19 protein-coding genes are annotated in these 23,218 nt (G+C 52.3%); 7 read left to right on the top strand and 12 right to left on the bottom strand.

Features of this window, described 5'->3' with window-relative positions; all coding sequences use genetic code 11:
- Window positions 1-588: a TetR/AcrR family transcriptional regulator gene (locus R70331_RS11690; protein WP_042182545.1), complete on the bottom strand. Its 588-nt coding sequence runs from the start codon at window positions 586-588 to the stop codon at window positions 1-3.
- Between the two features lie 117 nt (window positions 589-705).
- On the opposite strand from R70331_RS11690, the gene R70331_RS11685 reads away from it, so the two are divergent.
- Entirely contained in the window at window positions 706-1,257 is a 552-nt protein-coding gene (locus tag R70331_RS11685; RefSeq protein ID WP_042175576.1) for a hypothetical protein, read from the top strand.
- Window positions 1,258-1,562: 305 nt separating this feature from the next.
- On the opposite strand, the gene R70331_RS11680 is transcribed toward R70331_RS11685, so the two are convergent.
- On the bottom strand, window positions 1,563-2,801 hold the full coding sequence (locus R70331_RS11680; protein WP_042175575.1) for an RICIN domain-containing protein: 1,239 nt from the start codon (window positions 2,799-2,801) through the stop codon (window positions 1,563-1,565).
- 308 nt (window positions 2,802-3,109) lie between these two features.
- Here R70331_RS11680 and R70331_RS11675 point away from each other — a divergent pair, with 308 nt between their 5' ends.
- The 3 genes from R70331_RS11675 to R70331_RS11665 all read left to right on the top strand — a co-directional run bounded on the left by R70331_RS11675 (window position 3,110) and on the right by R70331_RS11665 (window position 6,163).
- A complete protein-coding gene (locus R70331_RS11675) occupies window positions 3,110-3,961 on the top strand; it encodes a sugar phosphate isomerase/epimerase family protein (protein ID WP_042175573.1) in 852 nt (283 codons plus the stop codon).
- Between the two features lie 83 nt (window positions 3,962-4,044).
- Entirely contained in the window at window positions 4,045-4,755 is a 711-nt protein-coding gene (locus R70331_RS11670) for a response regulator transcription factor (protein ID WP_042175571.1), read from the top strand.
- The gene (locus tag R70331_RS11665; protein WP_042175569.1) at window positions 4,736-6,163 is read left to right on the top strand and encodes a sensor histidine kinase; all 1,428 of its coding nucleotides are present in this window, start codon (window positions 4,736-4,738) and stop codon (window positions 6,161-6,163) included. The genes R70331_RS11670 and R70331_RS11665 overlap by 20 nt, the downstream gene beginning before the upstream one ends.
- An 86-nt stretch (window positions 6,164-6,249) precedes the next feature.
- Here R70331_RS11665 and R70331_RS11660 read toward each other — a convergent pair whose 3' ends face one another.
- The 3 genes from R70331_RS11660 to R70331_RS11650 all read right to left on the bottom strand — a co-directional run bounded on the left by R70331_RS11660 (window position 6,250) and on the right by R70331_RS11650 (window position 9,757).
- Entirely contained in the window at window positions 6,250-6,597 is a 348-nt protein-coding gene (locus R70331_RS11660; protein ID WP_042175567.1) for an Asp23/Gls24 family envelope stress response protein, read from the bottom strand.
- 28 nt (window positions 6,598-6,625) lie between these two features.
- Complete coding sequence (locus R70331_RS11655) at window positions 6,626-7,720, bottom strand: AI-2E family transporter (protein WP_042175564.1); 1,095 nt, start codon at window positions 7,718-7,720, stop codon at window positions 6,626-6,628.
- Window positions 7,721-7,864: 144 nt separating this feature from the next.
- Window positions 7,865-9,757: an AraC family transcriptional regulator gene (locus R70331_RS11650; RefSeq protein ID WP_197071423.1), complete on the bottom strand. Its 1,893-nt coding sequence runs from the start codon at window positions 9,755-9,757 to the stop codon at window positions 7,865-7,867.
- A gap of 223 nt (window positions 9,758-9,980) precedes the next feature.
- Between R70331_RS11650 and R70331_RS11645 the strand changes: the two genes are divergently transcribed.
- Together R70331_RS11645 and R70331_RS11640 are read left to right on the top strand one after the other, a co-directional pair.
- A complete protein-coding gene (locus R70331_RS11645; protein WP_042175560.1) occupies window positions 9,981-11,795 on the top strand; it encodes a sensor histidine kinase in 1,815 nt (604 codons plus the stop codon).
- Window positions 11,788-13,395 carry a response regulator transcription factor gene (locus tag R70331_RS11640; protein ID WP_042175558.1) on the top strand — a complete coding sequence of 536 codons (1,608 nt, stop codon included), beginning with the start codon at window positions 11,788-11,790 and terminating at the stop codon, window positions 13,393-13,395. The genes R70331_RS11645 and R70331_RS11640 overlap by 8 nt, the downstream gene beginning before the upstream one ends.
- Window positions 13,396-13,451: 56 nt before the next feature.
- On the opposite strand, the gene R70331_RS11635 is transcribed toward R70331_RS11640, so the two are convergent.
- The 7 genes from R70331_RS11635 to rhaM all read right to left on the bottom strand — a co-directional run bounded on the left by R70331_RS11635 (window position 13,452) and on the right by rhaM (window position 22,235).
- The gene (locus R70331_RS11635) at window positions 13,452-14,258 is read right to left on the bottom strand and encodes a CPBP family intramembrane glutamic endopeptidase (RefSeq protein WP_042175557.1); all 807 of its coding nucleotides are present in this window, start codon (window positions 14,256-14,258) and stop codon (window positions 13,452-13,454) included.
- Window positions 14,259-14,700: 442 nt separating this feature from the next.
- Window positions 14,701-16,353: a glycoside hydrolase family 43 protein gene (locus tag R70331_RS11630; protein WP_042175555.1), complete on the bottom strand. Its 1,653-nt coding sequence runs from the start codon at window positions 16,351-16,353 to the stop codon at window positions 14,701-14,703.
- Between the two features lie 25 nt (window positions 16,354-16,378).
- Complete coding sequence (locus R70331_RS11625) at window positions 16,379-18,382, bottom strand: beta-galactosidase (RefSeq protein ID WP_042175554.1); 2,004 nt, start codon at window positions 18,380-18,382, stop codon at window positions 16,379-16,381.
- A gap of 36 nt (window positions 18,383-18,418) precedes the next feature.
- Window positions 18,419-19,243 carry a carbohydrate ABC transporter permease gene (locus R70331_RS11620; protein WP_042175552.1) on the bottom strand — a complete coding sequence of 275 codons (825 nt, stop codon included), beginning with the start codon at window positions 19,241-19,243 and terminating at the stop codon, window positions 18,419-18,421.
- Between the two features lie 12 nt (window positions 19,244-19,255).
- Complete coding sequence (locus R70331_RS11615; RefSeq protein WP_042175550.1) at window positions 19,256-20,146, bottom strand: carbohydrate ABC transporter permease; 891 nt, start codon at window positions 20,144-20,146, stop codon at window positions 19,256-19,258.
- A 102-nt stretch (window positions 20,147-20,248) separates the two neighbouring features.
- Window positions 20,249-21,592 (bottom strand): ABC transporter substrate-binding protein, encoded by a 1,344-nt coding sequence (locus R70331_RS11610; protein WP_052419032.1) that lies wholly within the window; start codon window positions 21,590-21,592, stop codon window positions 20,249-20,251.
- A 328-nt stretch (window positions 21,593-21,920) separates the two neighbouring features.
- Entirely contained in the window at window positions 21,921-22,235 is a 315-nt protein-coding gene (gene rhaM, locus R70331_RS11605; protein ID WP_042175547.1) for an L-rhamnose mutarotase, read from the bottom strand.
- Window positions 22,236-22,460: 225 nt separating this feature from the next.
- Here rhaM and R70331_RS11600 point away from each other — a divergent pair, with 225 nt between their 5' ends.
- Window positions 22,461-23,216: a DeoR/GlpR family DNA-binding transcription regulator gene (locus R70331_RS11600; protein ID WP_042175545.1), complete on the top strand. Its 756-nt coding sequence runs from the start codon at window positions 22,461-22,463 to the stop codon at window positions 23,214-23,216.
- Window positions 23,217-23,218: the final 2 nt, after the last annotated feature.

The following is a 23,218-nucleotide window of genomic DNA, read 5'->3' as shown; positions in this document are numbered from 1 at the left end:
CTATTCCCTGCAAATCGAATCCATGTGGCTGTGCAGCACGCGAAGGATCCGCTCTCTGTCCAGCCGCTGGGGTTCAAGCAGCGCATGAATCGCCACCCCGTCAAGCAGTGCGTACAGCCGCTCCGCTTCGATGCTCATATCCAGCCCCTCCCGCAGCAGCCCACTCTCCTCCAAATGGCCCAGCAGATTGACAATCCCCGGATAAATTCCGTCATTTAAACCGCCGTAGTCCTCCTCTGCATACTTAAGGTGAAACACAAACGCGAACCACACCTCCATCTCCGCCATATTATTATCATTTAAAGGCAGCAGCTCCATCAGCACCCTCGTTACCAGCTCCTTCGGCGGTAAGCCAAGTCCGGCAATGTCTTTAATTCTGGCGTTAGCCCGATCACTGACCAGCTTCATGGCAAAGCCGAGCAGCTCCTGCTGGGTTGCAAAATAATGACGCAAAGCGCCCAGTGACACTCCGGCCTCCTGGGCTATTTTGCGTACCGTAGCCCCTTTCATTCCCTGATTCAGAATGACGCGCCAGGTGGCTTCGGCAATATGTGATTTCCGTTCTTCGTGATCGACTATTTTTGGCATGTCCGTATTGTAGCATACCATCGGATTAGGCTGCAATTTAAATAATACACTTGTATTATTTAAATCCTGCTGCTATAATCCCTCTTAACTAATACATTTTCTGATGAGGAGTGCATGATGAACACTGTAGCCTGGGCTATTGTCACTGTTGAAATCCTGTTCTGGGTCGTAATTATTGCAGGTCTTACTATACGTTATATATTTAAGCACCCTAAGCTGGGGCTGTTCTTTCTCGCGCTAACTCCGGTGCTGGACCTTATCCTGCTGGTCATTGCAGGGACTGATCTGTCCAGGGGTGCCACCGCTACTACCGCCCATGCCATCGCAGCTGTTTACATCTCGGTATCCATCGTTTTTGGCAAAAGCATGATCCGCTGGGCAGACGAACGCTTCCGTTATTATGTAACGAAGCAAGGAACCCCGCCGCTCAAGCGCAGCGGAATGGACCATGCCCGGCATTATTTCAGGAGCTGGCTATTGCATCTGCTGTCCTTTCTGCTGGGAGCCGGCATTCTCTACGGTCTGATCCGCTGGATCGATGAGCCTATCCGCACCGAAGCCTTGCAGGGTGTTCTCAGCATATGGACAATTGTTGTCGGTATCGATCTGCTGATTGCAGGCTCATATTTCCTGTGGCCGCGAAAAGAAAAAGCAAAAACATCCGCGTAGCAGCAGAAACTGCAGCTCTCATACCAAGCAACACGTATCCCAAGCAGCTCGTATTCCAAGCAGCACGCATCCTGAGCAGCTCGTATTTCAAGCAACACGTATCCAAGAAATACGTATCCTAAACAGCTCGTATTCCACAGCACCACTATAACCGCAGCAAAAAACACACCCTCCGGTGTGTTTTTTCGTATCCAAGCCTATTGCAGCTTCGGTCCCCCGAAAACTTTCGGACAGCAGCATTTTTTTGCTGAATTAGTATTTAGTATTAGCGGTATGCATCACCAGCCTCCCCCCCCCGGTGAGTCTCAGTTCACCTTGGTCAGAGCCCATTTCTGCGCATCGGTTCCGTTGTCAGTCCACTGCTGCACTGCCGCACCATCAGCTGTTGAGGAGCCGGATACATCCACTGCCAGACCGCTCACCTTGGAGATCAGCTTGTAGTAGCCGCCGCCGGCATCAACAATCCGCCATCTCTGCGCATCCGTCCCGTTATCGTTCCACTGCTGCAGCTGAACGCCTGTAGCTGTGGAGGAATTCGGAACATCAAGCACCTTGCCGCTGTGTACAGCTGTAAGCTTATAGTAGCCGTCACCAGTGCTATCTACCCGGAACTGCTGGTTAGCAGCCGTGTAATTGGTCCATTGGTGGATTTTGGCGCCGGCTGCCGTGGATATATCCACCACATCCATTACTTTACCGCTTGCCTTGGAGGCAAAGGTGTATACACCACCGCTGACAATGCTTGCCGGTGAAGCAGCCTGATAGACCCGCACATAATCCACCAGCATCTGCGCCGGGAAGGCAGTCGAAGTATTCGGGCTGCCCGGCCAGTTACCGCCCACCGCGAGGTTCAGCAGCAGAAAGAACGGCTTCTGGAATTCTTCTGTGTTACCGGTGTTATTCTCAATATAAAACTCATTAAACAGGTTGCCGTCCACATACCATCTGATGTACTTCGCATCCCACTCGATGCTGTACACATGAAACTGCGAGAAATCGAGATTGCCGGATACCTTGCCGTACTCGGCGTGGCCGTTGGCATCCCAATGAACGGTGCCGTTTACATAAGCGTTATTATTTACCCGCTCCATAATGTCGATCTCGCCGCTTTTCGGCCAGCCGACGGTATCCATATTGGAGCCGAGCATCCAGAAGGCCGGCCAGATGCCCTGACCCGAAGGCAGCTTCATCCGGGCTTCAATCTTACCGTAGGTGAAGCTCTTTTTACCCTGCGTCTTGATCCGGGCCGAAGTGTAGCTGCTGCCGTTATACGATTCCTTCTGGGCTGTTATGACCAGATTGCCGCCAGTTACCTGCAGGTTCTGCGAACGGTTCGTATAATACTGCAGCTCGTTATTCCCCCAGCCGCTGCTGCCGGTTCCATTCTCCGCAGTCCAGTCTGCCGTATTCAGCGAGGTTCCGTTGAATTCGTCGCTCCACACCAGGTTCCAGCTGGTTGCGGCATTGGCCGCTTTTCCTGCCGGGAATAATGTAATCAGAAGTGCAAGAGTCAAAAACAGCGCTGCCCATTTCCTTCTACGCATCGTATTCCTCCTAAAATTTTTCGGATAGCTGCTTATTTCAATACACGCCGCGCGTAACGTGCCTTTGAAATCGTTGGAACAGCAGGATCAGCGTTAACGAAACCGCTTTATTTCCACCCCTTTGCATTCTATATCCTTTCCGGCGACAATATGACAGGAATCCGGGCAAGGCTGTCCACCCGGCTTGTTGACAATGCTGTGGCAGGAGCATAGATTTAAGGAGATTGGCGAAGAGCCGCTGACACAAATCATGAAAGCGATTAATCCGCACGGCACGAAATAATCCATATACACAAGGAGAAGCAGCGATGAAACTATCTGTATTCTATGAACATATTCTTGAGGCAGCCGGACAGAGCGGCCGGAGCCTGGAGGAAATCTGCACGCTTGTCAGAAGCTTCGGCATTGACGCACTGGAAATGGACGCAGACCGCTTTAAAACAGAGGAAGACGCGATTCTGACACTGCTGGAGAAGACAGGACTAAGGGTAAGCTGCATGTACGGATTTTTTGATTTCGGCCACATTACCGGCAGCGTTGAATGGAAGGAACAGATTATTTCCTTTCTGTCCATGGCCGGCCGGGCAGGTGCCTCGCGTGTACTGGTTATTCCGGGCTTTCTGGAGGAGCATGAGCAGGACCCTGCTTCCGTGGAGTATCAGCAATGTGTGCAGTCCATGAAGGAGGCCGTTGCCGCCATGTGCGCGTATGCCAAGCCGCTGGGCATTACGGTCGGTATGGAAGACTTTGATGACAGTAGGGCGCCGTTCGCCACAACAGCGCAGCTGCTGTCCTTTGTAGAGGAAATACCGGAGCTGTCCTGCTTCTTTGATACCGGGAATTTTCTGTACAGCGGAGAAGATGCTCTTGATGCCTACAAACGCTGCAGACCTCATATCGGCTATGTCCACTGTAAGGACCGGACGTTTGAGGTTCACCCTAAGGAGGAGCCTAAGCTGACAGTGGACGGCCGCGCCATGTATGCGGTCCCTGCCGGGAACGGCTGCATTCCGATGAAAGAGCTTGTAGCGGATCTGCTCAAGAGCGGCTATGATGACACCTTTGTCATCGAGCATTTCGGCGCTCAGGATCAGCTTGCGTACATGAAGGAGTCTGCCTTGTGGCTGCTGGACCTGAGAAAAAAGGTGCTTGGCGCATAGCCGCCGGCCAAAACTTTATCCAAACCTTAGATTTGGTTTAGAATAGATAAAGATTAGACCGCTATACTGGCCAGGGGTGATGGATTATATATACGATACTGATTGCTGATGACGAGCCTGAAATTGTTGAACTGCTACAGCTTTATCTTGAAAAAGACTACCATATTCTAAGCGCTTCATCCGGATTAGAGGCTCAGCTTCTGATCCGGGAGCAGACGGTTGATCTGGCTATTCTTGATATTATGATGCCGGGGATGGACGGGCTGCAGCTGCTGAAGAGCATCCGCGGCTCACACCGCTTTCCCGTCCTGTTCTTATCGGCCAAGAGCCAGGATCATGACAAAATTCTTGGACTTGAGCTGGGCGCTGACGACTACATAGCGAAGCCCTTTAATCCGCTGGAGGTTGTGGCGAGAGCGAATGCCCTGCTGCGCAGGGTTCATCATTTTGATGTGCCAACCCTTCCGCCGGAGCCCGAGGTGAATCAGCTTGTACTGGGTGCGCTTACCCTGGATTTGAATGAATGCGTGCTGTATGTGTCCGGTGAGCCTGTTATGCTGACATCGACCGAATACAAAATTCTCAAGCTGATGATGGAGGAGCCGGGCCGGGTCTTTACCCGTAAGCGGATCTATGAAGCCGTGTGGGAGGATTTCTATATGTACGAGGATAACAGCATCATGGTGCATATCAGCAACATCCGCGAGAAGATTGAACGGGATTCCAAAAAGCCGGAGTATCTGAAAACAATCCGCGGACTGGGGTACAAAATCAATGCGCCTGTGGAAAAATAGACAGCAGCGGCCGCTGCAGGCATCGCTGGCCATTGATTTCCTGCGGTTTCTGCTTATCGTGCTGTTAACCGTGACGATTATTATCTTCGGCACCTATGCCTTTATGCAGCTGGATGTCGCACAGAAGCTCCAGGATTACCAGCTGGCTGACCCTGACCTCAAGACGCAGGCCAGTCTGTATCTGGACAATCCGCAGAGCGGACCGGAGACAGAGAAGCTGCTGCGCAGTGAAGGCTGGCTGGAGGTGCTGGACAGCAGCAAGACGGTCCGCGAGGTCGTCGGAAGCAAACGGGATGCTCCTCACAGCTACTCGGAAGAACAGATCTATCAACTGCTCGAGAATGATCCGGATCAGGCTTACTACACGTCCCTGGCGGCTTATCCTCAGAACGGCGCTGCAGGCTGGCTGCTGCTGAAGATTCCCCGGGACCGTATCGACATCACGATTAACAGCTATCCGTTCATGTCTTATTTTAACAGGTCGGTTACCTTCTACATTATGCTTGGCGCCATGCTGCTGCTGCTGCTGGTTGTAACGTACAGCTATTCTGTAGCCCGGCGTATCCTGAAGCCGCTGAAGACTATAGTCCAAGGACTTAAGGAAATGATCCAGGGTAACTACAACACCCGTCTTACCGTTCATGCCGAGAAGGAATTTGAGCAGATGGCTGAGACCTTCAATTATATGGCGGATATGATTGAACGTACCACTATCGCCAAGCAGCGGGCCGAGGACAGCAAGCAGCGGATGATTATGGATCTGTCCCATGACCTCAAGACGCCGATTACCAGTATTCAGGGGTACGCTCAGGCCCTATATGAAGGCCGGGTGGAGGATGCGGAAAGGCAGCGGAAATATTTACTCTACATTTACAACAAGTCCTTTCAGGTCACCAGGCTGATCCAGAATATGATGGAGCTGCTTAAGACCGACTCTCCGGATTTTCTGCTGAAAATGGGGCGTCACGAGCTCGGTGATTTCCTGCGGGAGATTATCGCCGGGGCTTACGGGGAGATTGAACAGAAGCAGTTCACGCTGCGGCTTGAGGTGCCCGATCAAGATGTCTATGCCCAGTTCGATCCGGAGCTGCTGTCACGGGTGGTCCAGAACCTGGTCACCAATGCACTGGCTTACAACCCGCCGGGAACAACGCTGCGGATCGGGCTGGCTCCAAGGCCGGATGCGGTGGTCATTGAAATCGCCGATAATGGTGTGGGCATCGCTAAAGAGCTGCGGCCGACCATCTTCGATCCTTTTGTACGGGGCGATGAAGCCAGAACCGCATCCGGCGGGACAGGCCTGGGGCTGGCTATTGCCCGGAAGAATACAGAACGGATGGGTGGAACACTTGAGCTGTCCGGCACCAGGCAGGAAGCTACGGTGTTTACCATTACGATTCCTGATTAAACAGAAGACACAGCAAAGCGGCAGCCAAGGAGAATGCTCATTCCCTTGAACTGCCGCTTTTTTGCGCTGCTTCATGAACAGTACCTTTAGCGTGCTGCAACAACACCGACCACTGTTACATTCACATCGGTCACTTGCAGCCCGGTCAGCTTTTCAACCTGGCTCTTGATACTCTGCTGCAGAAGCTGGGCCAGCTGGTGAAGCGGTGTGCCCAGGGTGATAATCGGGAAGAGCTGGACCGACAGCTCACTGCCGCTGATTTTCACCTTGATCGCCTTGTAGAACTCCTCCCGCTTCTTCCGCTTGGTGCTGCCTTCCACAAGCGCCTGAACTGCTTCAGCCTCCTGGACAGCCATTCCGGCAATTTTGGATATGACCTGCTGTGACACCGTCAGCTTTCCAACACAACTTATTCCCTTTTCCGGTTGATTCATTCTGCTTCCTCCTTCAGCTCTCATATGCCTACAGTCCCTCCCACTTCTCCTTGAGAAACAGCTGGTATGTATGCTTGGATACAATCTTGATTACCATGTACACAGGGATAATAATCAGCATACCGATAATTCCGAAGAAATTCCCCACTCCCAGCACAAGCACCGTTGTCGTAATCGGATGAATGTCGAGGCTTTTGCCAAAAACCAGCGGTGATATTATATTATCCTGAATCTGCTGGGCAAGCAAAATAATGATGAGTGACCACAAGCCAACCATTGGCGAAACAGTCAGGCCGATGATCACAATCGGAACAGAGGAAATGATCGCTCCGAAAAACGGAATAAAGTTCATAATGAAGGCAATCAGGGTCAGCACAAGGGCATACGGCAGCCCGATCATCAGGAATCCAAGATACATCAGCACGCCCAGTGCCAGATTCACGACGACTCTGCTTACAATGTAGTTGCTTAATGCGCCGTCAATTTCTCCTGTAATCGTTCCTGCCCGCTCCCGGAAACGCCGGGGTACCATCCGGACAAAGGCTTTGCCGAACTTGTCCCCTTCCTTAAGCATATAGAACAGCAGGATCGGAAAGGTGAACAGAATGATTGCCAGATTGGACACCGCTGAGAATAAGCCGGTGACATAGCTGGTCAGCAGGGTAAAGCCTTGGCTTAAATATTCATTTAACTGGGACAGCAAACTGAAATCCTCGGGAAACAGCTTGGCGAAAAAGCCTGACTGCTCCAGCTCGGATATTTTATCGTTAACGATGTCGAACAGCTGCGGGGCATTCTGCACCAGTGTCAGCAGCTGCGATTTCAGCGGAGGCCATACCCCGCCAAAAAATCCGATTAACAGCACGCCAAGCACGAGATAGATCAGCAGAATAGCCTGCATGCGCTTCAGCGTCCAGCGCTTGATCTTCCAGCGCTCCATCAGCGGCAGCAGCGGCCGCAATAAATAGTAGAAGAACACCGCCAGCAGCACCGGAATAAGAATAACGCCCGTCAGTGACTTGAACGGCTCAAAAATAAAATCGACCAATGACCCCACATATACAATAAGCAGAACCAGCAGTATTGCCTTACCTATCGTTAGAAATTTGTTCAGCTGCTTCATCTGCCACCCCCTGGCCCGTTGACAACCCGGCAGCCGGAGCACGCCGATTGCTGGTTTTGTTACAACTGTACCCCAGCAATCTTAATGCTGCCTAAGCTGAACCTAAAGATTAGCTAAATATTAGCCGGACAGGCGGCAGACTGGCTATTCAGGCTGAGTAAGCGCAGCTTCTACCAGCTCAAGCGACTTGCTTTTGATATTGGGATAATCTCCGAATACCCATTGCGGCATAATATGCAGATTGCCCTTTTGAATGGCGCTGACCTTCTGCCACACTGCCGTTTGCTGCATGTCAGCCAGCAGCTTCTCGGCATCCTCATCCTGGCTGACTGTGGATTTGCCGACCGTCATGAAGATATGGTCTGGATTCAGCTCCGGCAGCACCTCAAGGGATAATGCCGCATAGCTCTCCTCCTGCTTCTCCAGCCCGGATACATAAGACAAGCCCAAATCCTTGGTCAATGTAGCCGCCAGATGCACATTGGGGCTTGCTGCCTGCATCTCCTTCTGCAGCCGGATGAACAGGAACGTTTCACCCGGTTCAACGTACCCGGCAATCCGCTGCTTTACCTCAGCCGCCTGCTTGTCGTAGTCCGCAAGCCACTTTGCTGCTTCGTCTTCCCTGCCGACCACACTGCCGATCTCCTGCAGCTCCTCACGCCAATCCCCGTCTCCGCGGAAGACGAGCACCGGAGCGACCTTGCTTAGCTGCTCGTACACGTCCGGCTCAATGTGGCGGGCGATTATCATATCCGGCTCAGTCTCCACGGCTGCTTCAAGGTTGATTTTATCCCCGAGCGGCACAATCGCTTCATTCTGGTCCTCCTTGTCCATATACGGCAGCTCCACTGATCCGCTGTAGGTAGTCGTTGCGTAAGGCTTGACGCCCAGTGCATATAACGTATCCAGAATGCGGTAGTCAGCCGCAGCGATTCTATCCGGAATGCCGCTTACCTCGGTAACGCCCATAGCATGCTCAATCTGCATACGCTGCGGCGATGCGGACGATGACGGCTCTGCGCCGCAGGCACTGAGCAGAATCATCATGCACAGCAGCAGGGCTACCGCCAGCGGCGTTTTGGTTTCTTTTGACATAGCAGAATCTCCTCTCTCCACCCGTATACGATCAGGGCTCATTCGGGTTTTAGTATAACGGAGAGACGGCGGGCTCCACATGGACGATCTGAGCCTTTTAGATGGAACATCCGGCACCTGCTGCAGCTCCACTGCCAGCTTGCGGAATTGTCCGGGAACGGCGCCGGTATGCTTTTTGAACCGTTTGATAAAATAAAACAAATCATGATAGCCGACGCTTTCGGCAATATGCTGAACCGTGTGGTCCGTTTCCTGCAGGAGCCTGGCCGCCTTCTCCATGCGGATATGGATATGGTAATCAATCGGGCTGCGCCCTGTCTTGGCTTTGAACTTCCGGGACAGATAGCGGACGCTGTAATTCAGCTCCTGTGCGATAGCATCAAGGGTCACCGGCTCCTGCAGATGCTTCTCAATGTAGCGGATCGCCTGATCCACTACGTCTGCCTGTGCCGCTTCAGCCGGCGCTTGGTCCAGCTGGCTCATTACCTCGTGCATGAACATGTAAAAGACCGTTTTCGCTTTAAACCGGGCCAGCTCCCCGCCCCTAAGCCAAGTGTCGTAGATGTCACGGGCATGCTGGTGCAGCAGCGCGGGGAACTCCGGGACGAAACGGAACGGCTCTGCTGTACCTGCCAGCGAATGGAGCGGTGCGGATGCAGATCCGGGCTCGCTTTTATATAAAATCAGATAGAATTCCAGTTGCTGAAGGCTCGTAATCTGCAGCTCCAGCCCTTTACCGCCATGCAGCAAACAGCTCCGTGGCAGTGTAAACGAATGGCCGCCGATCCCCGCAGTCCCCTCACCGCGGCACAGCAGTACAAAGGCATCCGCCGGAAGCGGATAAGCCGGCAATGTCTCACCTGGCCTCAGCACAACATGGCGGATATCGAATAAATGGAAGGATGAACCGGCCCAATACTGGATAAGACTGTGAACATTCATATACTCCTCCTGAACCTGCTTGGTAAAGATATAGGCTCCATTATAGTTGATAATCATTCTCAATACAATGGAAACACCGGTGAAGCTCCTCCCTGCTGCGCACCTTCATGCCTGTCAGTAGAGAAAAAGTGCATAAAGTTGAAGATTGTCGAATGTTAACCGGGGATGATTGTTCTGCCTATTGGTGAACGATATACTGGAATGAAGATAGAGGGGGCCTGACATGGTTGACACTTTTTTTAACACAAGCCTGAAAACAAAAATCGTCCTTGTCTTTATTGTGATGATTACCCTGATTACGTCGGCTCTCGGGCTGTACTCATTTCACACCTCCAAAAAACAGATTGTTAACAAGGTCAGCACGACCAATCTGTCGGTCATCCGGCTGATTGATAACAATATTGTAGAGATGCAAAAGAGCATTAAGGACTGGGTGACCGTCTTCAGCCTCTCCCCGGTTGTACAGGATGCGCTGCAGAATGAACCGGTCGGCAACGTGGACCTGGAATCGCAGATCTATTCGGGGACGATGTCGGCCATTATGAACCAGATGCTGGTTACCGGCAATTTCGATTACCTCTCCCTTTACGGCCAGGATGAGCTGCCGCTCTATCAGGTAGCCACCGATGACAGCAGCGGACCGGGCAGCTACAGCCGGATTACAGCTAGTGAAGTATATAAGCAGACGCTTGAATTTAACGGGGCCTCCTACTGGTATCCGCTTAACAGCAGCAATAATGTATTCATCGACGTGAACCGCAATGAGAAAATCGCCATGAGCCGGATTGTCCGCAGCACGCTGAACGGGCGGAATATCGGGCTGATCTTCGTCGGCATTAACACCGAAACGATCCGCAAGCGGTATCTGAAGGATCTGTATGACGAGTCCCATGGAATCGTGATTCTGGATCAGAACGGGGTGCCGTTCCTCACAGCCGGAAAGCCCTTTTACAATGAACAGGAGCCGCTTCAGCTTCCCAAGGCCAAGAACGGTACAGAAGACGGCTCACAAATTATGAATCTGAATGGTGAAGAGCTGCTGCTTACCTACACTCAGAGCAACGCCGGCTGGCAGATCCTCTATGCGGTTCCGCTCGACACCCTGACCAAGGAGCTCAACTCCATCAAGCTGTTTGTCTTTATTGCCATTCTGGTGAGCCTGCTGCTGAGTATACCCCTGATGCTGGTTATGTCCAATTTTCTGACTGCGCCGATCAAGCAGCTGCTGTATTCCATGCGGCGGTTCCAGAACGGACATTTCGACGAAAAGGTGGAGGTGCGCTACCGGGATGAAATTGGCCTGTTAAGCCGCGGCTACAATACGATGGTCGGCAATATCAAGACACTGGTGGATGAAGTGTATGTCCTGAAGCTGAAGGAGCAGGAAGCGGAGCTCAAGGCGCTGCAGTCGCAGATTAACCCGCATTTTCTCTATAACATGCTGGATACGATTTTTTGGGAAGCGGAAAGCGCCGGCCAGGACAAGATCAGCGAGATGGTCATCAATCTGTCCCGGCTGTTCCGGCTCAGTCTGAACCGCGGCAAAAGCTTCACCAGCGTAGCCAAAGAAAAAGAGCTGATCCAGCTCTACCTGTCCCTGCAGCAGATGCGTTTCCGCGACAAGCTCCGTTATTCAATCGACATCCCGGAATATTTGGACAGCTATGTCATTCTTAAGCTGAGTTTGCAGCCCTTTATCGAGAATGCCCTGGTCCATGGCATTGAGCGCAAGCGTGAAGGCGGGACAGTCAGCATAACCGGAGAAATGGACGGCGGGGCCCTGCGTTTTGTCATTGAAGACAATGGCATCGGGATGGATGAGGCGACGATTGCGAAGATTACCGATGTCCAAGAGGAAGATGATATTCACACCGGTGCGAACACCGGGGGGTATGCGGTAGCCAATGTGATCCAGCGCTTCCGCCTGTATTATAAGGATCAGTTCAATATCCGGTATTCCAGCAGGCCCGGGTCAGGTACCCGGGTAGAGCTTATCATTCCAGTCACATCAGAACCATTGGAGGAGAACCATGATTAACTTAATGATCGTCGATGATGAAGAGCGGGCCAGAACCGGGATCAGAACGCTGATCGACTGGGCCAGCCATGATGTGGAGATTATTGCCGAGGCGGGAGACGGAGCGGAAGCTCTTGAGCTCATGCACAAGCACCATGTGGATATTCTGCTGGCCGACATAAGGATGCCGGAGATGGACGGTCTGGCCCTGATTGAGCAGGTAAAGCGCGACTTCCCGCATATTAAATCGGTCATTATGAGCGGCTATAACGATTTCCATTATGTCAAAAAAGCGATCGCACTCGGCGCATCCGACTACCTGCTGAAGCCGAGCAGACGCCAGGAGATTACCGACACTATTGTCAATGTGGTGGGGGAGATTCTTGAGGAGAAGCGGCAGACCGCACATCTGAAGCGGCTGACTGAAGGCTTCCGCGAGAGCCTGCCGCTGCTGAAGGAGCGGACCCTCAGCCAGCTGGTGCTGTCCGAGGAGGTAGCCTACGATAAGATCCGGGATAGTCTGGAGCTTAACCGGATTTATTTTCCCAACGACTATTTCGCCGTCTTTGTCATGCAGCTGGACAATCTCCATACGCTGCAGAAGAGCTATACGGCGTTTGAGCTGGAGCTGCTGAAGTACGGGCTCAAAAATATCAGCGAGGAAACCGTCCGCCAGCCGAATATCGGCCTCAGCTTCGAGCATCAGGATGATATCATCGCCATCCTTAACATGCCTGTTGAGCTGGACAGCAGTGAGCTGTTAGCACTGGCCGGGGAATTCCAGTCTAATGCCAAAAATTATATCAAGCTCGGCGTTTCCGTCGGCATCGGCGTCACCGGCACCCAGCTGCCCAGTCTCAACCTGTCCTACAGCTCAGCCATCAGTGCACTGGATGACCACTACGCCCTGGGCCCGGGCAAAATTGTGAATGCCCAGGATAGCCGGGCGGCTGAGCACGGGAGCTGGTCTTACCCTATTTTGCAGGAAAAGACCGTGCTGCTGAGTGTAATGAATGGTGACGCGAACAGCATCCGCGAGAGTCTCGCCACGTTCATGTCGGCTCTCCCCTCCTCCAAGGAACAGATTGTCAGCTGCTCGCTTTCGCTGTATTTTGCCCTGTACAAGCTGTATATTGAGAAAAATGCCGGCGGGATGGACGATTTCGGCCTGAGCCTGCAGGACAGCATCCACAACATCTCTAAAGAAGACCCCGAAGGCATCAAAGGTGAGCTGCTTACCGCTGCCGTCAAGGTCAACGAGCTGCTGAATGCCAAAAAGAACAAAAACAAGCTGTTCGAGTCCATCCTTGCCTACATTGAAGAAAATTACTACAAGGACATCAGCCGGGAGACAGTCGCCAATGAGGTGTTTATCACCCCGGGCTATCTGAGCCTGCTGTTCAAGCAGCAGATCAAGACCAATTTCCTCGACTATCTGCACAAAATCCGCATCGACCAGGCCTGCCTCCTGCTCAAGGACCGCAGCCGCAAAATCGGCGATATCGCGATGAAGGTCGGCTACAACGATGAGAAATACTTTTTCCAGGTGTTCAAGAAATACACGGGCTTCACGCCCAACCAGTATCGCAATAATCTGGATGAGACGGGATTAAACTTATAACCCTCTTAATCTGGGGCTCCGCCGCTATTCCCTTAAGCTATGTATTCAAGTGCGAGCTATGTAGCTTTTATATAACGGGCAGCAGTCCTGTTCAGCACTAGCACACCGGTTATTAGTGCTATGTTGATGATAAGGACGACAACGCTGCCCTCTATGGCATAGCCGCCGCCTGACAGCAGGGCTGAACCTTGAAAGCTGCTGTTATAGAGCTTCGGATAATCTCCTGCTAAGGATACTCCGCCTAAAATAACCGCCCCCGCCGTGTTCCAGACGAAATGAGCCAGAACCGGTGCTATTAAGCTGCCTGTGTATTCCAGCAGTAATGTCATAAATATACTCATCGTTACTACATTCAGAACCGGGATAATCCCCGCTTCAAAGGCTCCGCCATGCATTAAAACAAACAATAGTGTGGTTACCGCGCCGGCCGCCAGCCTGCTGCTGCTGCGTTTCCATAGCTGATACAAATAACCTCTCACCAGCAGCTCCTGCATAGCCACATTTAACAGTGACGCCAATATCCAGATCCATATGTAATCAACCTCATTCCGGCCATGTATCGCCATCGTGTCTGTCAGCAAGAGGACGGCCACTGTACTCCCCAGCCATAAAGTACCTGCCGCTATCCCCAGTAACGTATTCTTGAAGAAATGAGGCGCTAATGGAACACTTATCCTCCCCCGCTCGACGAATCTTACAAAAAGAACAGTAAACAATACAGCTGCCGCCAAAGGCGCGAACTCCCACCACAGCCGACGGATTGCAGGATTGCTAAAAGGTCCATCGGGTGTAAAAGAAATTGCCGCCGCCCAGCCGGCGAAAAACAGGACTGTTTTTACAATTGTGCTCACAGGCTTGTTCATACTTGGCTCCTCTTTCGTTATCGTTATTTGCCCGGCTTCGTTCCAGGGCATCATTACCTTTGACGTCTGTGTTGGGGAATTTCACTGCAGCGGAGGATTATTAGCTAGTTGGCAGGGAGTTGTTCCGGCCATCTGCGGTGAGCATGATGGAGTGGTATAGATGTACTTTGTGCAATTAAAAGCAGCTGAAAAGAGCAACAGCGCCGTATAAATGCATTCTGTGCAACTAAAGTTACGTAAATCAGCTGAAATCGGCTGTACGCAGCATTTTAGTTGCACGAACTGCAGTTATAACGCTGTTTGGAGCAAAAACAGGCGTTTTAGCTGTACAGAGTGCAGTTAAGTGTGAATGGTGCGGTGAACATAGCATGCTTGCCGCCTGGCCTGCTGCACAAAGAAGACCAGCCTGATAATACGGCTGGTCTTCTTCTGCATCAGTATGCTAATTATGCTCCCGGTACTCGAAGTAATCGAAATCGGCTGTGATCTGCCTGCGGTAGGAATCCTGGCAGTTGATCCCGGCGAAGGCGCCGGTGAAATGGCCGGAGTTGGAGTATTCATCTGAGCATTTGGTGCCGTCCAGCTCCGGGCCGACCTGCTGCCACTGCTCCCCGTCTGGTGAGGCGGAGAAGGTCAGCATCCCCTCACGCAGCTCGGCGCGGAGATAGACTCTCTCCCAATCCGTGACCGGCAGCCGGGATTCTGTCAGCTCCACCTTGGTACCGTTGTCGGCGTACAGAATACCCAGACACTTCCCTCCAAGGCTCTCACTGTAGTAAATCCGCAGATAGTAGAACATGTTCTGGTCATAGAAGAGCGTAAGTCCGGCTGACTGATGATAGTTCTCCGGTTCAAACTCCACACAGGTCTCTACCGTTGCATTAACGGACTGCAGCCGGCGTGCCACCAGACTCTGCTCATGCAGCGAGAATAGCGATTGCCGCCCGCGCAGCCGCAGGTAGCCCGGCCGGGCCGACAGGGAGGCCCAAGACTCGTCAATCGGAACCCGCAGGGAGTTCAGGTGAAGGTTCCACTTGCCGCTGGCAAAGTCCTCTCTGGCCGGTTCCGGTGCGAACGGATAAGGCGTGAGCACAGGAGCCGGAGCCTCGGTCAGGGCCGCTTGCCCGCCGCCAATCATGCGCAGCCAGCCGTCCTCGGTCCATTCACATGCCTGCAGGGCCGTTTCTCTGCCCAGCATACTGCGGATTTCCGGCAGCAGCGGCCGGGCGCATAAATGGGCGATGTACCACTCCCCGTTCTGCGTTTCCACCAGCGAGCCGTGTCCGCTTTTTTGCAGCAGGGAATCCGGGTTATATTGGTACGGCTTGAGGTAATCATCCACATTCCGCCGGTCCAGATTAACCAGCTTGGCGGATGTAATAATCGGATTACACGGGTCGGACTCGTAGGGTCCGAACAGTTCGCGCGATCTTGCCATCGTAACACCGTGTCCGAAGCCGGTGCCGCCTTCAGCGGTCATCATGTAGTAATAGCCGTTCCGCTTATAGATATGCGGAGCCTCCATACAGCCCATATTTGTTGCCCCGCTGAAGATGCTCCGGGTGCTACCCGTCAGCTCCTGCCGCACCGGATCATACTCCTGAATAACTATTGAGCCGGGATGCTCGTACCCTTTGCGCGTCTCCCACTCCAGGTTAACCAGCCATTTGCGCCCGTCATCATCATGGAACAGTGAAGGATCGAAGCCGGAGCTGTTGAGATAGATGCGCTCCGACCAAGGGCCAAGAATATTCTTGGCCGTAACTACATAGTTGTCCAGATCAAACGCATTGCCGTTCGTGCTTCTCATGATCGTGTAGATCAGGTAAAAGGTCTGCTCCCGCTCGTCATAGGTCAGACACGGTGCCCAGACACCGCCGGAGGCCTCGATTCCCTTCATGTCCAGCTGATCCGGCCGGTCCAGCGCATAGCTGAGCGTCTGCCAGTTCACCATGTCCCTGGAATGATGAATCTGCACACCGGGGAACCATTCAAAGGTAGATGTCGCCATATAATAATCGTCACCAACACGGAGAATCGACGGATCGGGATTAAAGCCCCTCAGTACCGGATTTTGAATCTGTAGTCTAGTCAATTTGCTCTCTCCTCCTCTCTATCAGCTATTCCTGCTCCAAAATAATCTGCACACCCCAAGGCGCAAGCTCAAGCTCACCGTCAACAGACACCGCGCTGCCGGAGAGCAGTTCGGTTCCGCCCTTGACCGGCCGTACTCCCGCCAGCTGCTTGCCGGAGTAATTATAATAGAATCTAACCGGAGTCCCTTCACGGGTTGTTGCGGATTTGACGATTAGCGGGAAGGCATATTCTTGCTGCTCCGTCCACAAGCCGGCTGTCTGCAGTGTATCGCGTACGATTACTGCCAGATCGGAGGCGTCCATCATACAGCCGACATAGGTTGCTGTACCTTCGCCGAAGGTATTCCGCGTAGCGGCAGCGTAATTGCCCCATTCCGGATGGTCATAGAAGGCGAGTACTTCAGCGGTTCCCGGAACCAGCAGCTCCATCCAGCTGTTAACTGTACCGGCACCGCCTTCCGGGAACAATCCCCCGGTAAGGCCGGTCTCTGCATCCGGCGTTACGAACATGCTGTAGCCAATCCCGCAGGCTTCGCTGAGGATACCCGGCTGCTGCACAGTCCGTACCTTGACCTGCTCGTCGGCAAAGCCGCTTTTGAAGGAATACAGGACATGACCGCAGCCCTTCACATATTCATTAAGCGCCAGCAGCGCCTCATCCGAAACGGCGTACAGAGCCGGCACAACCACCAGATCATATTCATGAAGATACGGGCTGGAAGGCTGGATGAAGTCACATTCCGCATTCATACGGTAGAATTCATCATACAGCCAGCGCACCACGTCATTGTAGTTCTTGCCGTCCGGCAGCTTGAACCATTCCATTGCCGACAGCGCCTCGTTGCTGATCATGAAGGCGATTTTGTTCTTCTTTACGAGTCCGGTCAGCTGCGGGCTGAGCCGCTTGAAATCTGCCCCGATCGTACAAGCTTCCTTATACACCGGATTTGGCAGAAAATCATGGCTGAGCAGCCCCTTCCAATAGGTTTCAAAGGAATTGTGGATCGAGTGCCAGTGCCAGTAAGCCACCATGTTCGCTCCAGAGCCGATATGACTGAATGCCAGCAGCCGGAGCTGTCCAGGGTAAGGAGTCCACTGCGGAAAAGCCTGGGCCTGTGTCTCCAATACTAGATAATTGCTGCGCTTCACGGAGCGTGAAATGTCCCCGCCAAAAGCGATCTCGGCCCCGGTCAGCTCGGACTGCGAAGGATGATAAATATCCACACCGGCAATATCGAACGGCTCAGCCGCTGCAAAATGATCCACCGAAGGCTGAACGCCGAAGGAATACCCTCTCCACTCATAGTCGAAATTCTGGGTTACGAACTGTCCCGGCTGCTTGTATTCGTTGACAATTGCTACTTGCCACGCCAGAAAATCATTCACCAGCCCGCGCTGGAAGCGGGCAAACTCAGCACCCAGACTGCCGTTAATCGTACCCGCTACAGACGGGAAATCCTCCCAGCTGTCGATCCGGTTGCTCCAGTAGTCGAGACCGAATTGATGGTTGATTTTTTCCAGCGTTCCGTAGGTCTTGCGCATATATTTCACGAACTTCAGCTGGACATTATCCCCTGCTGTCTCGTAATGCTTGGTTTCATTATCGGTCTGGTAACCGATGACTGCCGGATGCTTATGGACCCGCTCCAGCAGCTTGCGGATGATCCGCTCGGCATAGAACAGGTAGACCGGATGCGTGATGTCCATAATCTGCCGTGCTCCGTATTTACCTCGTCCCGCCGATGTGACCGCCAGCACATCCGGGTGCTCCTTGACCATCCAGGCTGGAATGGCATAGGTCGGCGTTCCGACAATGACATGAATGCCAGCCTCGTGCATGGCGTCAAGTACGCGGTCCACGGATGTGAAGTCGAATACCCCGTTTTGCGGCTCATGCGTGCTCCAGGTAGATTCGGCAATCCGGACGGTGTTGATGCCTGCCTCCTTCATCATGCGGATATCTTCAGCAAGCCTCTCATAAGGCATGTATTCATCGTAATAGGCAACACCGTATAGCAGCTTATCCATTGCTTCATTCTCCTTTTGACCTAAAGTAAGGTATCCTTAGCCCTTCACCGCGCCTGCAGTAACCCCTTTGGTAATCTGCTCGTTAAAGATGGCATAAATAATGATCGCCGGTACCGAGGTCAGTACCATAACCGCAAACTGTGAACCGTAATCCGAGGAATACTGGCCGGTAAAGTTCATGACCGAGAACGGCAGCGTTTTGAGCGAATCCCTACTCAGGAAGGTGGAAGCCATAATGAATTCGTTCCAGCAGTTCAGGAAGGTTGTTACCACAATGGTCACCAGTGCCGGAGCCGTCAGCGGCGCAATAATGCCGAATACGATCCGGTAAATGTTCGCGCCGTCGATTACTGCCGATTCTTCCATAGCCTTAGGAATGGAGCGCAGAAAGCCTGTCAGCATAAAAGTTCCGAGCGGTACAGATACTGCAGTATAAGGAAGAATCAGTCCAAGATAGGAATCCGTTAAGCCCAGCGATTTAAAAATAGCAAAGTTAGGCAGCAGCGTCGCATGAATCGGAATCATAATGCCGAGCAGGATCACCGTAAAGAACAGGGAGCGCAGCTTCCACTGCATCCGTGTGAACGCATAACCCAGCGTTAGGGATAGAACAACCGTCAACACAATCGTGACCGCCGTTACGAAAAAGCTGTTGAAGAAATATCGGGCAAACTTGCCGTCCACCCACGCGTTAATATAGTTCTGCCACTGCGGAGCATCCGGCCATTTCAATATGCTGGAGGAATAGAACTCGCTGCTGCTTGTAAACGAGAAGTTCACCAGCCAGATGAACGGGAACAGCTGAACTGCGGCGATGATCAGGAAGAACAGCCAGAGCATGATTTTTGTATTTTTCTTCATGGTGCTTCCCCCTTAGTATTCGGTAGCATCGCTGCGGGTCAGCTTGTTGCTCAGGTAAGTGAACAGCAGACACACGGCAATGAACAGGATGGATATGGCATTGGCATAGCCGTACTGGCTGGCCGAAAAAGCTTTGTTATACAGATAGACAGCGAGGAACTGGGTAGAGTCGCCGGGACCGCCGTTGGTTGTCAGGAACACCATCTCCATCTGCTTCAGCGCAGTAATCATTGCCAGTGTTATCTGAACTGTAATGACCGGCATAAGCAGCGGAACGGTGATGCGAAGATGCAGTTTGAAGCCGGAGGCGCCATCAAGCGATGCTGCTTCATACAGGTCTTCCGGGATACCCTTGACTCCCGCATAGTAGAACAGAAGGCCCCATCCGAAGCCGGCCCAGATCAGGATGACCAGCATGGAGACCAGCGCAGTGCTGCTGTCACCTAGCCAGGCATGTTTTAGTGCACCAAGTCCTACAGAATCGAGCAGTTTATTCAATACGCCGAAGGTCGGATCAAGCAGCGAGAGCCACATTTTTGAAATAACCACGACGGAGATGACACTGGGAATGAAGAAAATGGTCCGGAACCACTTCTCGGCTTTGCCGCCGATCCGGTCCAGCATAATGGCGAAGAAAATGGCGATCGGATGCTGGATGATAATAAAGCCCAAGCCCAGCAGAACCGCATTGCGTAAGGAAAGCCAGAACCGGCTGTCATGGAACAGCAGCTCGGTATAATTGCCAAGCCCGACAAACGTCGAATTCGTGCCAGGTGCGAGTGTATCACGGAATGAGTAGTAACCGCTCAGAACAATCGGAGCCAGAAAGGTTAGGGCGAATAGTAAAATGCCGGGAAAAACAAACAGAAAGATGGCAAGCTTGTTGTTAAGCACTTTATGCATGGGCGTTTCCTCCATCCTCCGGACGGACAAAGGGCAGGGAGTTCACTTAAGTTCCCCGCCCTTGTTCGTACCGTTATCTTTATAGTTGTAAAAGGGGTTGCCTTACTGGGAAGCCGCCGCAGACTGCAGATCGCTCAGCATCTGCTCCGCCGTGGAGCCGCCGGCAAAGAATTTGCCGAACGCATTCTGGGAATCATCCTTGAATTTTGGTGTTCCATAGTCAAGACCCAGCGAGCCCGCAGTAGTAGTCGCACCGGTCAGCACTTCTGTCAGTTCCTTCTGAAGACTGCTTTCATTACCGTTCAGCTGATAGGTCTGTGCAGGAACAGCAGCACCGATATCCCATACCGTTTTGGCCCATTGGTTAGCACTCATCAGATAGTCGAAGAACTTTTTGGCTTCTTCCGGATGCTTGGAGCTGTTCACCAGGGAGTAGCCGCCGCCGTTCCACGCCAGCAGATCCGTATTTTTGCCTTTACCGCCTTCCACTACCGGGAACTTAAGCACCGCTACATTATCGCGGAAGGTCTGCGGAAGATTTTCGTTAGTCGCCATCCCTGCTTCCCATGAGCCCATGTACCACATGGCTGCCCGCTCCTGAGTGAACAGGTTCTGGGATGCGCCGTAGTCAGAGGTCATGTACGATGCCTGGAACAGTCCGCTGTCTCTGGCCTCGCCCAGCAGCTCAGCCGCTTTCTTAAAGGTTTCGTCCGTGGTGAAGTCCTTCTTCTTGGCTACGGCATCCAGCATCAGGTTCTGGTCTCCGCCAACCCGGATCACAAGATCCTGGAAGAATGCGCCGAAGCTCCACAGATCCTTACCGTTGATCGACATCGGCTCGATGCCCTTTTCCCGGAACTGCTTACCTGCTTCGATCAGCTCAGCGTAGGTAGCTGGTACTTTAATGTTATTTTCTTCGAACAGCCGCTTGTTATAGTAGATCACTTCATAGTCACTGTTGCGCGGAAGGCCGTACAGCTTATCGTTGAACGTGAAGGAGGTGTATACACCCGGCAGGAAGCTGAATGCTTCGCCTTCATATTCCGCAGGATCGAGCTCTTTTACATAACCGGCTTGTACCAGTGTGTTGAGCTCGGCGCCGCCGTGCACCATAGTGACATCTATCGGCTCATTGGAGGCCATGTAGGCCTTCAGCTTGTTTTTGAACGGCTCCTCGGCCAGTGTTTCCAGCTCGATTTTGACATTCGGATTCTCTTTCGTGTAATTGTCGATGACCATCTGCTCCGCCAGGCCCTGGCCTGATTTACGGTCCGGAAGGTTAGAGAAGACGCGCAGCGTTACCTGCTCTCCGCCTGCTGCCGGCGTATTATTTCCTTCGGATGCTGTATTGCTGCTGTTATTGCTGCCGCATGCGCTGAGTACAGCCGTTGCTGCAAGTGCACCGGCCAAGAGTGCGTTTCTGCCTGAGAGTAAACCTTTGTTCATGATAAATCCCCCTCAAAGATGAGTATGTTTAGTTTGTTTCGCTTAGTGGTGGTTCGTTCTTTCTGACCTCATATTATCAGAGCAGCCCACGGCCGGCAGTAGAGAAAAAGTGAGGAAGGTTGAAATTTATCGAGACCCTTCAAATTTATACAAAAACGCCCCAGTCCCTATTGTCTCCTGTAAACGATGTGCCAAACCTTCTGAATCTAGCCGGACAGCTCAGCTGCCGCTCTTCGAATTCTCTTTTCCGCGTTATACCAAAAGAGCCTGCCCCGGCAGTCATCAATGACTACCAGGACAGGCTCTTTTAACTATTCAGGAATAACGGCTATTTCAGGTAAAATACTTCCTTCAGGCTCTTCGATACCGGGCTGTTGTCCGGATTAGTCTCCATCAGCGGCTCCATATAGACCCACCATTTCCGGCAGATCTCTGTCTGGGACATCTGATCCCACTTGGCTTCGTCCTCAATCTCCACGTAAGCAAACAGATTGCCTGTCTCTTCGTCGAGGAAAATGGAATAGTTGTGGGAGCCGTGGTTTCTCAGCTCTTCAGCCATCTCCGGCCACAGCTCATCGTGGCGGCGCTTATACTCCTCATAATGCTCCGGGTAAACTCGCATAACACTAGCTTTTCTAATCACTGTTCAGCACTCCAGACATAGTAGGTTTGGAAATAAACTATAATGAACATTATAATTCATAAATGAACTTTTTTGAAGAATAATAAACGAAAATAAACATCTATCAGCTATCCACTTGATTCAAGTGCAGCACGCTACGCTTTATTAATAGAGCGGGCTTATATAGAATAGTGAATATAGAATTATAGAATAGAGTAAACACACACGGAAGGTTGAGGCAGACGTATGAATCTTGTTCGGCGCCATGAAATGATTATGGAAGTGCTCTTGAACCGGAAAAATGTAACGGTCAATGAGCTTAGCGATAAACTGCAGGTAACGGGAAAAACAATCCGTGAGGATCTGAGCAGGCTGGAGGAGCAGGGTCTGGTTCAGCGCGTCCACGGGGGAGCGGTGCTGGCGCAAACCGATCAGTTCGGCATTCTGGCCTCCAGGCAGCCGCTGGATAAGCACGCCGCAGAGAAAAGGGAAATTGCCCTGCTGGCGCTGGCCCACATCGCCCAGGACGATATTATCGCCCTGGACGGAGGCAGCACAACACTGGAGATTGCCCGGCGGCTGGACAATATGCCGCTTACGGTCATCACTAATGATGTCTATATTATCAGCGAGCTGGTTCACAAGGATCAGATCCGCCTCGTAGTGCCCGGGGGCTACCGGGTCCGCAATGTACTGGCCGGGCCGGAGGCTGTAGCTTATGTGCAGCAGCTGAACATTCAAAAAGCCTTTCTCTCCGCTACTGCCATACATATAACACACGGCCTTACGGTCTATACCGGCGATTCCCTGGATTACAAGCAAGCCCTGGTGCAAACCGCCCGTAAGGTATTCGCCGCAGCCGATCATCACAAATTCGGCCAGATCGCCTTGCGGACCGTCGCCTCGCTGAATCAGGTGGATGTACTCCTGACAGACAAGGGACTTTCACAGGAGCTTGCTGAGCAGTACCGGCAGGCTGGTGTTACCATTGAATGCGGATAACA

Origin of the sequence: Paenibacillus sp. FSL R7-0331 (assembly GCF_000758645.1) — a bacterium.
Classification (GTDB): domain Bacteria; phylum Bacillota; class Bacilli; order Paenibacillales; family Paenibacillaceae; genus Paenibacillus_AQ; species Paenibacillus_AQ camerounensis.
Note: the sequence above shows the minus strand (reverse complement) of the source record. Positions and strands in the feature narration are given on the sequence as shown.

Bases quoted from the DNA above. Each gene is read 5' to 3' on its own strand.
- R70331_RS11690 (WP_042182545.1), bottom strand. From the start codon at position 588: ATGCCAAAAATAGTCGATCACGAAGAACGGAAATCACATATTGCCGAA.
- R70331_RS11685 (WP_042175576.1), top strand. From the start codon at position 706: ATGAACACTGTAGCCTGGGCTATTGTCACTGTTGAAATCCTGTTCTGG.
- R70331_RS11680 (WP_042175575.1), bottom strand. From the start codon at position 2,801: ATGCGTAGAAGGAAATGGGCAGCGCTGTTTTTGACTCTTGCACTTCTG.
- R70331_RS11675 (WP_042175573.1), top strand. From the start codon at position 3,110: ATGAAACTATCTGTATTCTATGAACATATTCTTGAGGCAGCCGGACAG.
- R70331_RS11665 (WP_042175569.1), top strand. From the start codon at position 4,736: ATGCGCCTGTGGAAAAATAGACAGCAGCGGCCGCTGCAGGCATCGCTG.
- R70331_RS11660 (WP_042175567.1), bottom strand. From the start codon at position 6,597: ATGAATCAACCGGAAAAGGGAATAAGTTGTGTTGGAAAGCTGACGGTG.
- R70331_RS11655 (WP_042175564.1), bottom strand. From the start codon at position 7,720: ATGAAGCAGCTGAACAAATTTCTAACGATAGGTAAGGCAATACTGCTG.
- R70331_RS11650 (WP_197071423.1), bottom strand. From the start codon at position 9,757: ATGAATGTTCACAGTCTTATCCAGTATTGGGCCGGTTCATCCTTCCAT.
- R70331_RS11645 (WP_042175560.1), top strand. From the start codon at position 9,981: ATGGTTGACACTTTTTTTAACACAAGCCTGAAAACAAAAATCGTCCTT.
- R70331_RS11640 (WP_042175558.1), top strand. From the start codon at position 11,788: ATGATTAACTTAATGATCGTCGATGATGAAGAGCGGGCCAGAACCGGG.
- R70331_RS11635 (WP_042175557.1), bottom strand. From the start codon at position 14,258: ATGAACAAGCCTGTGAGCACAATTGTAAAAACAGTCCTGTTTTTCGCC.
- R70331_RS11625 (WP_042175554.1), bottom strand. From the start codon at position 18,382: ATGGATAAGCTGCTATACGGTGTTGCCTATTACGATGAATACATGCCT.
- R70331_RS11620 (WP_042175552.1), bottom strand. From the start codon at position 19,243: ATGAAGAAAAATACAAAAATCATGCTCTGGCTGTTCTTCCTGATCATC.
- R70331_RS11615 (WP_042175550.1), bottom strand. From the start codon at position 20,146: ATGCATAAAGTGCTTAACAACAAGCTTGCCATCTTTCTGTTTGTTTTT.
- R70331_RS11610 (WP_052419032.1), bottom strand. From the start codon at position 21,592: ATGAACAAAGGTTTACTCTCAGGCAGAAACGCACTCTTGGCCGGTGCA.
- R70331_RS11600 (WP_042175545.1), top strand. From the start codon at position 22,461: ATGAATCTTGTTCGGCGCCATGAAATGATTATGGAAGTGCTCTTGAAC.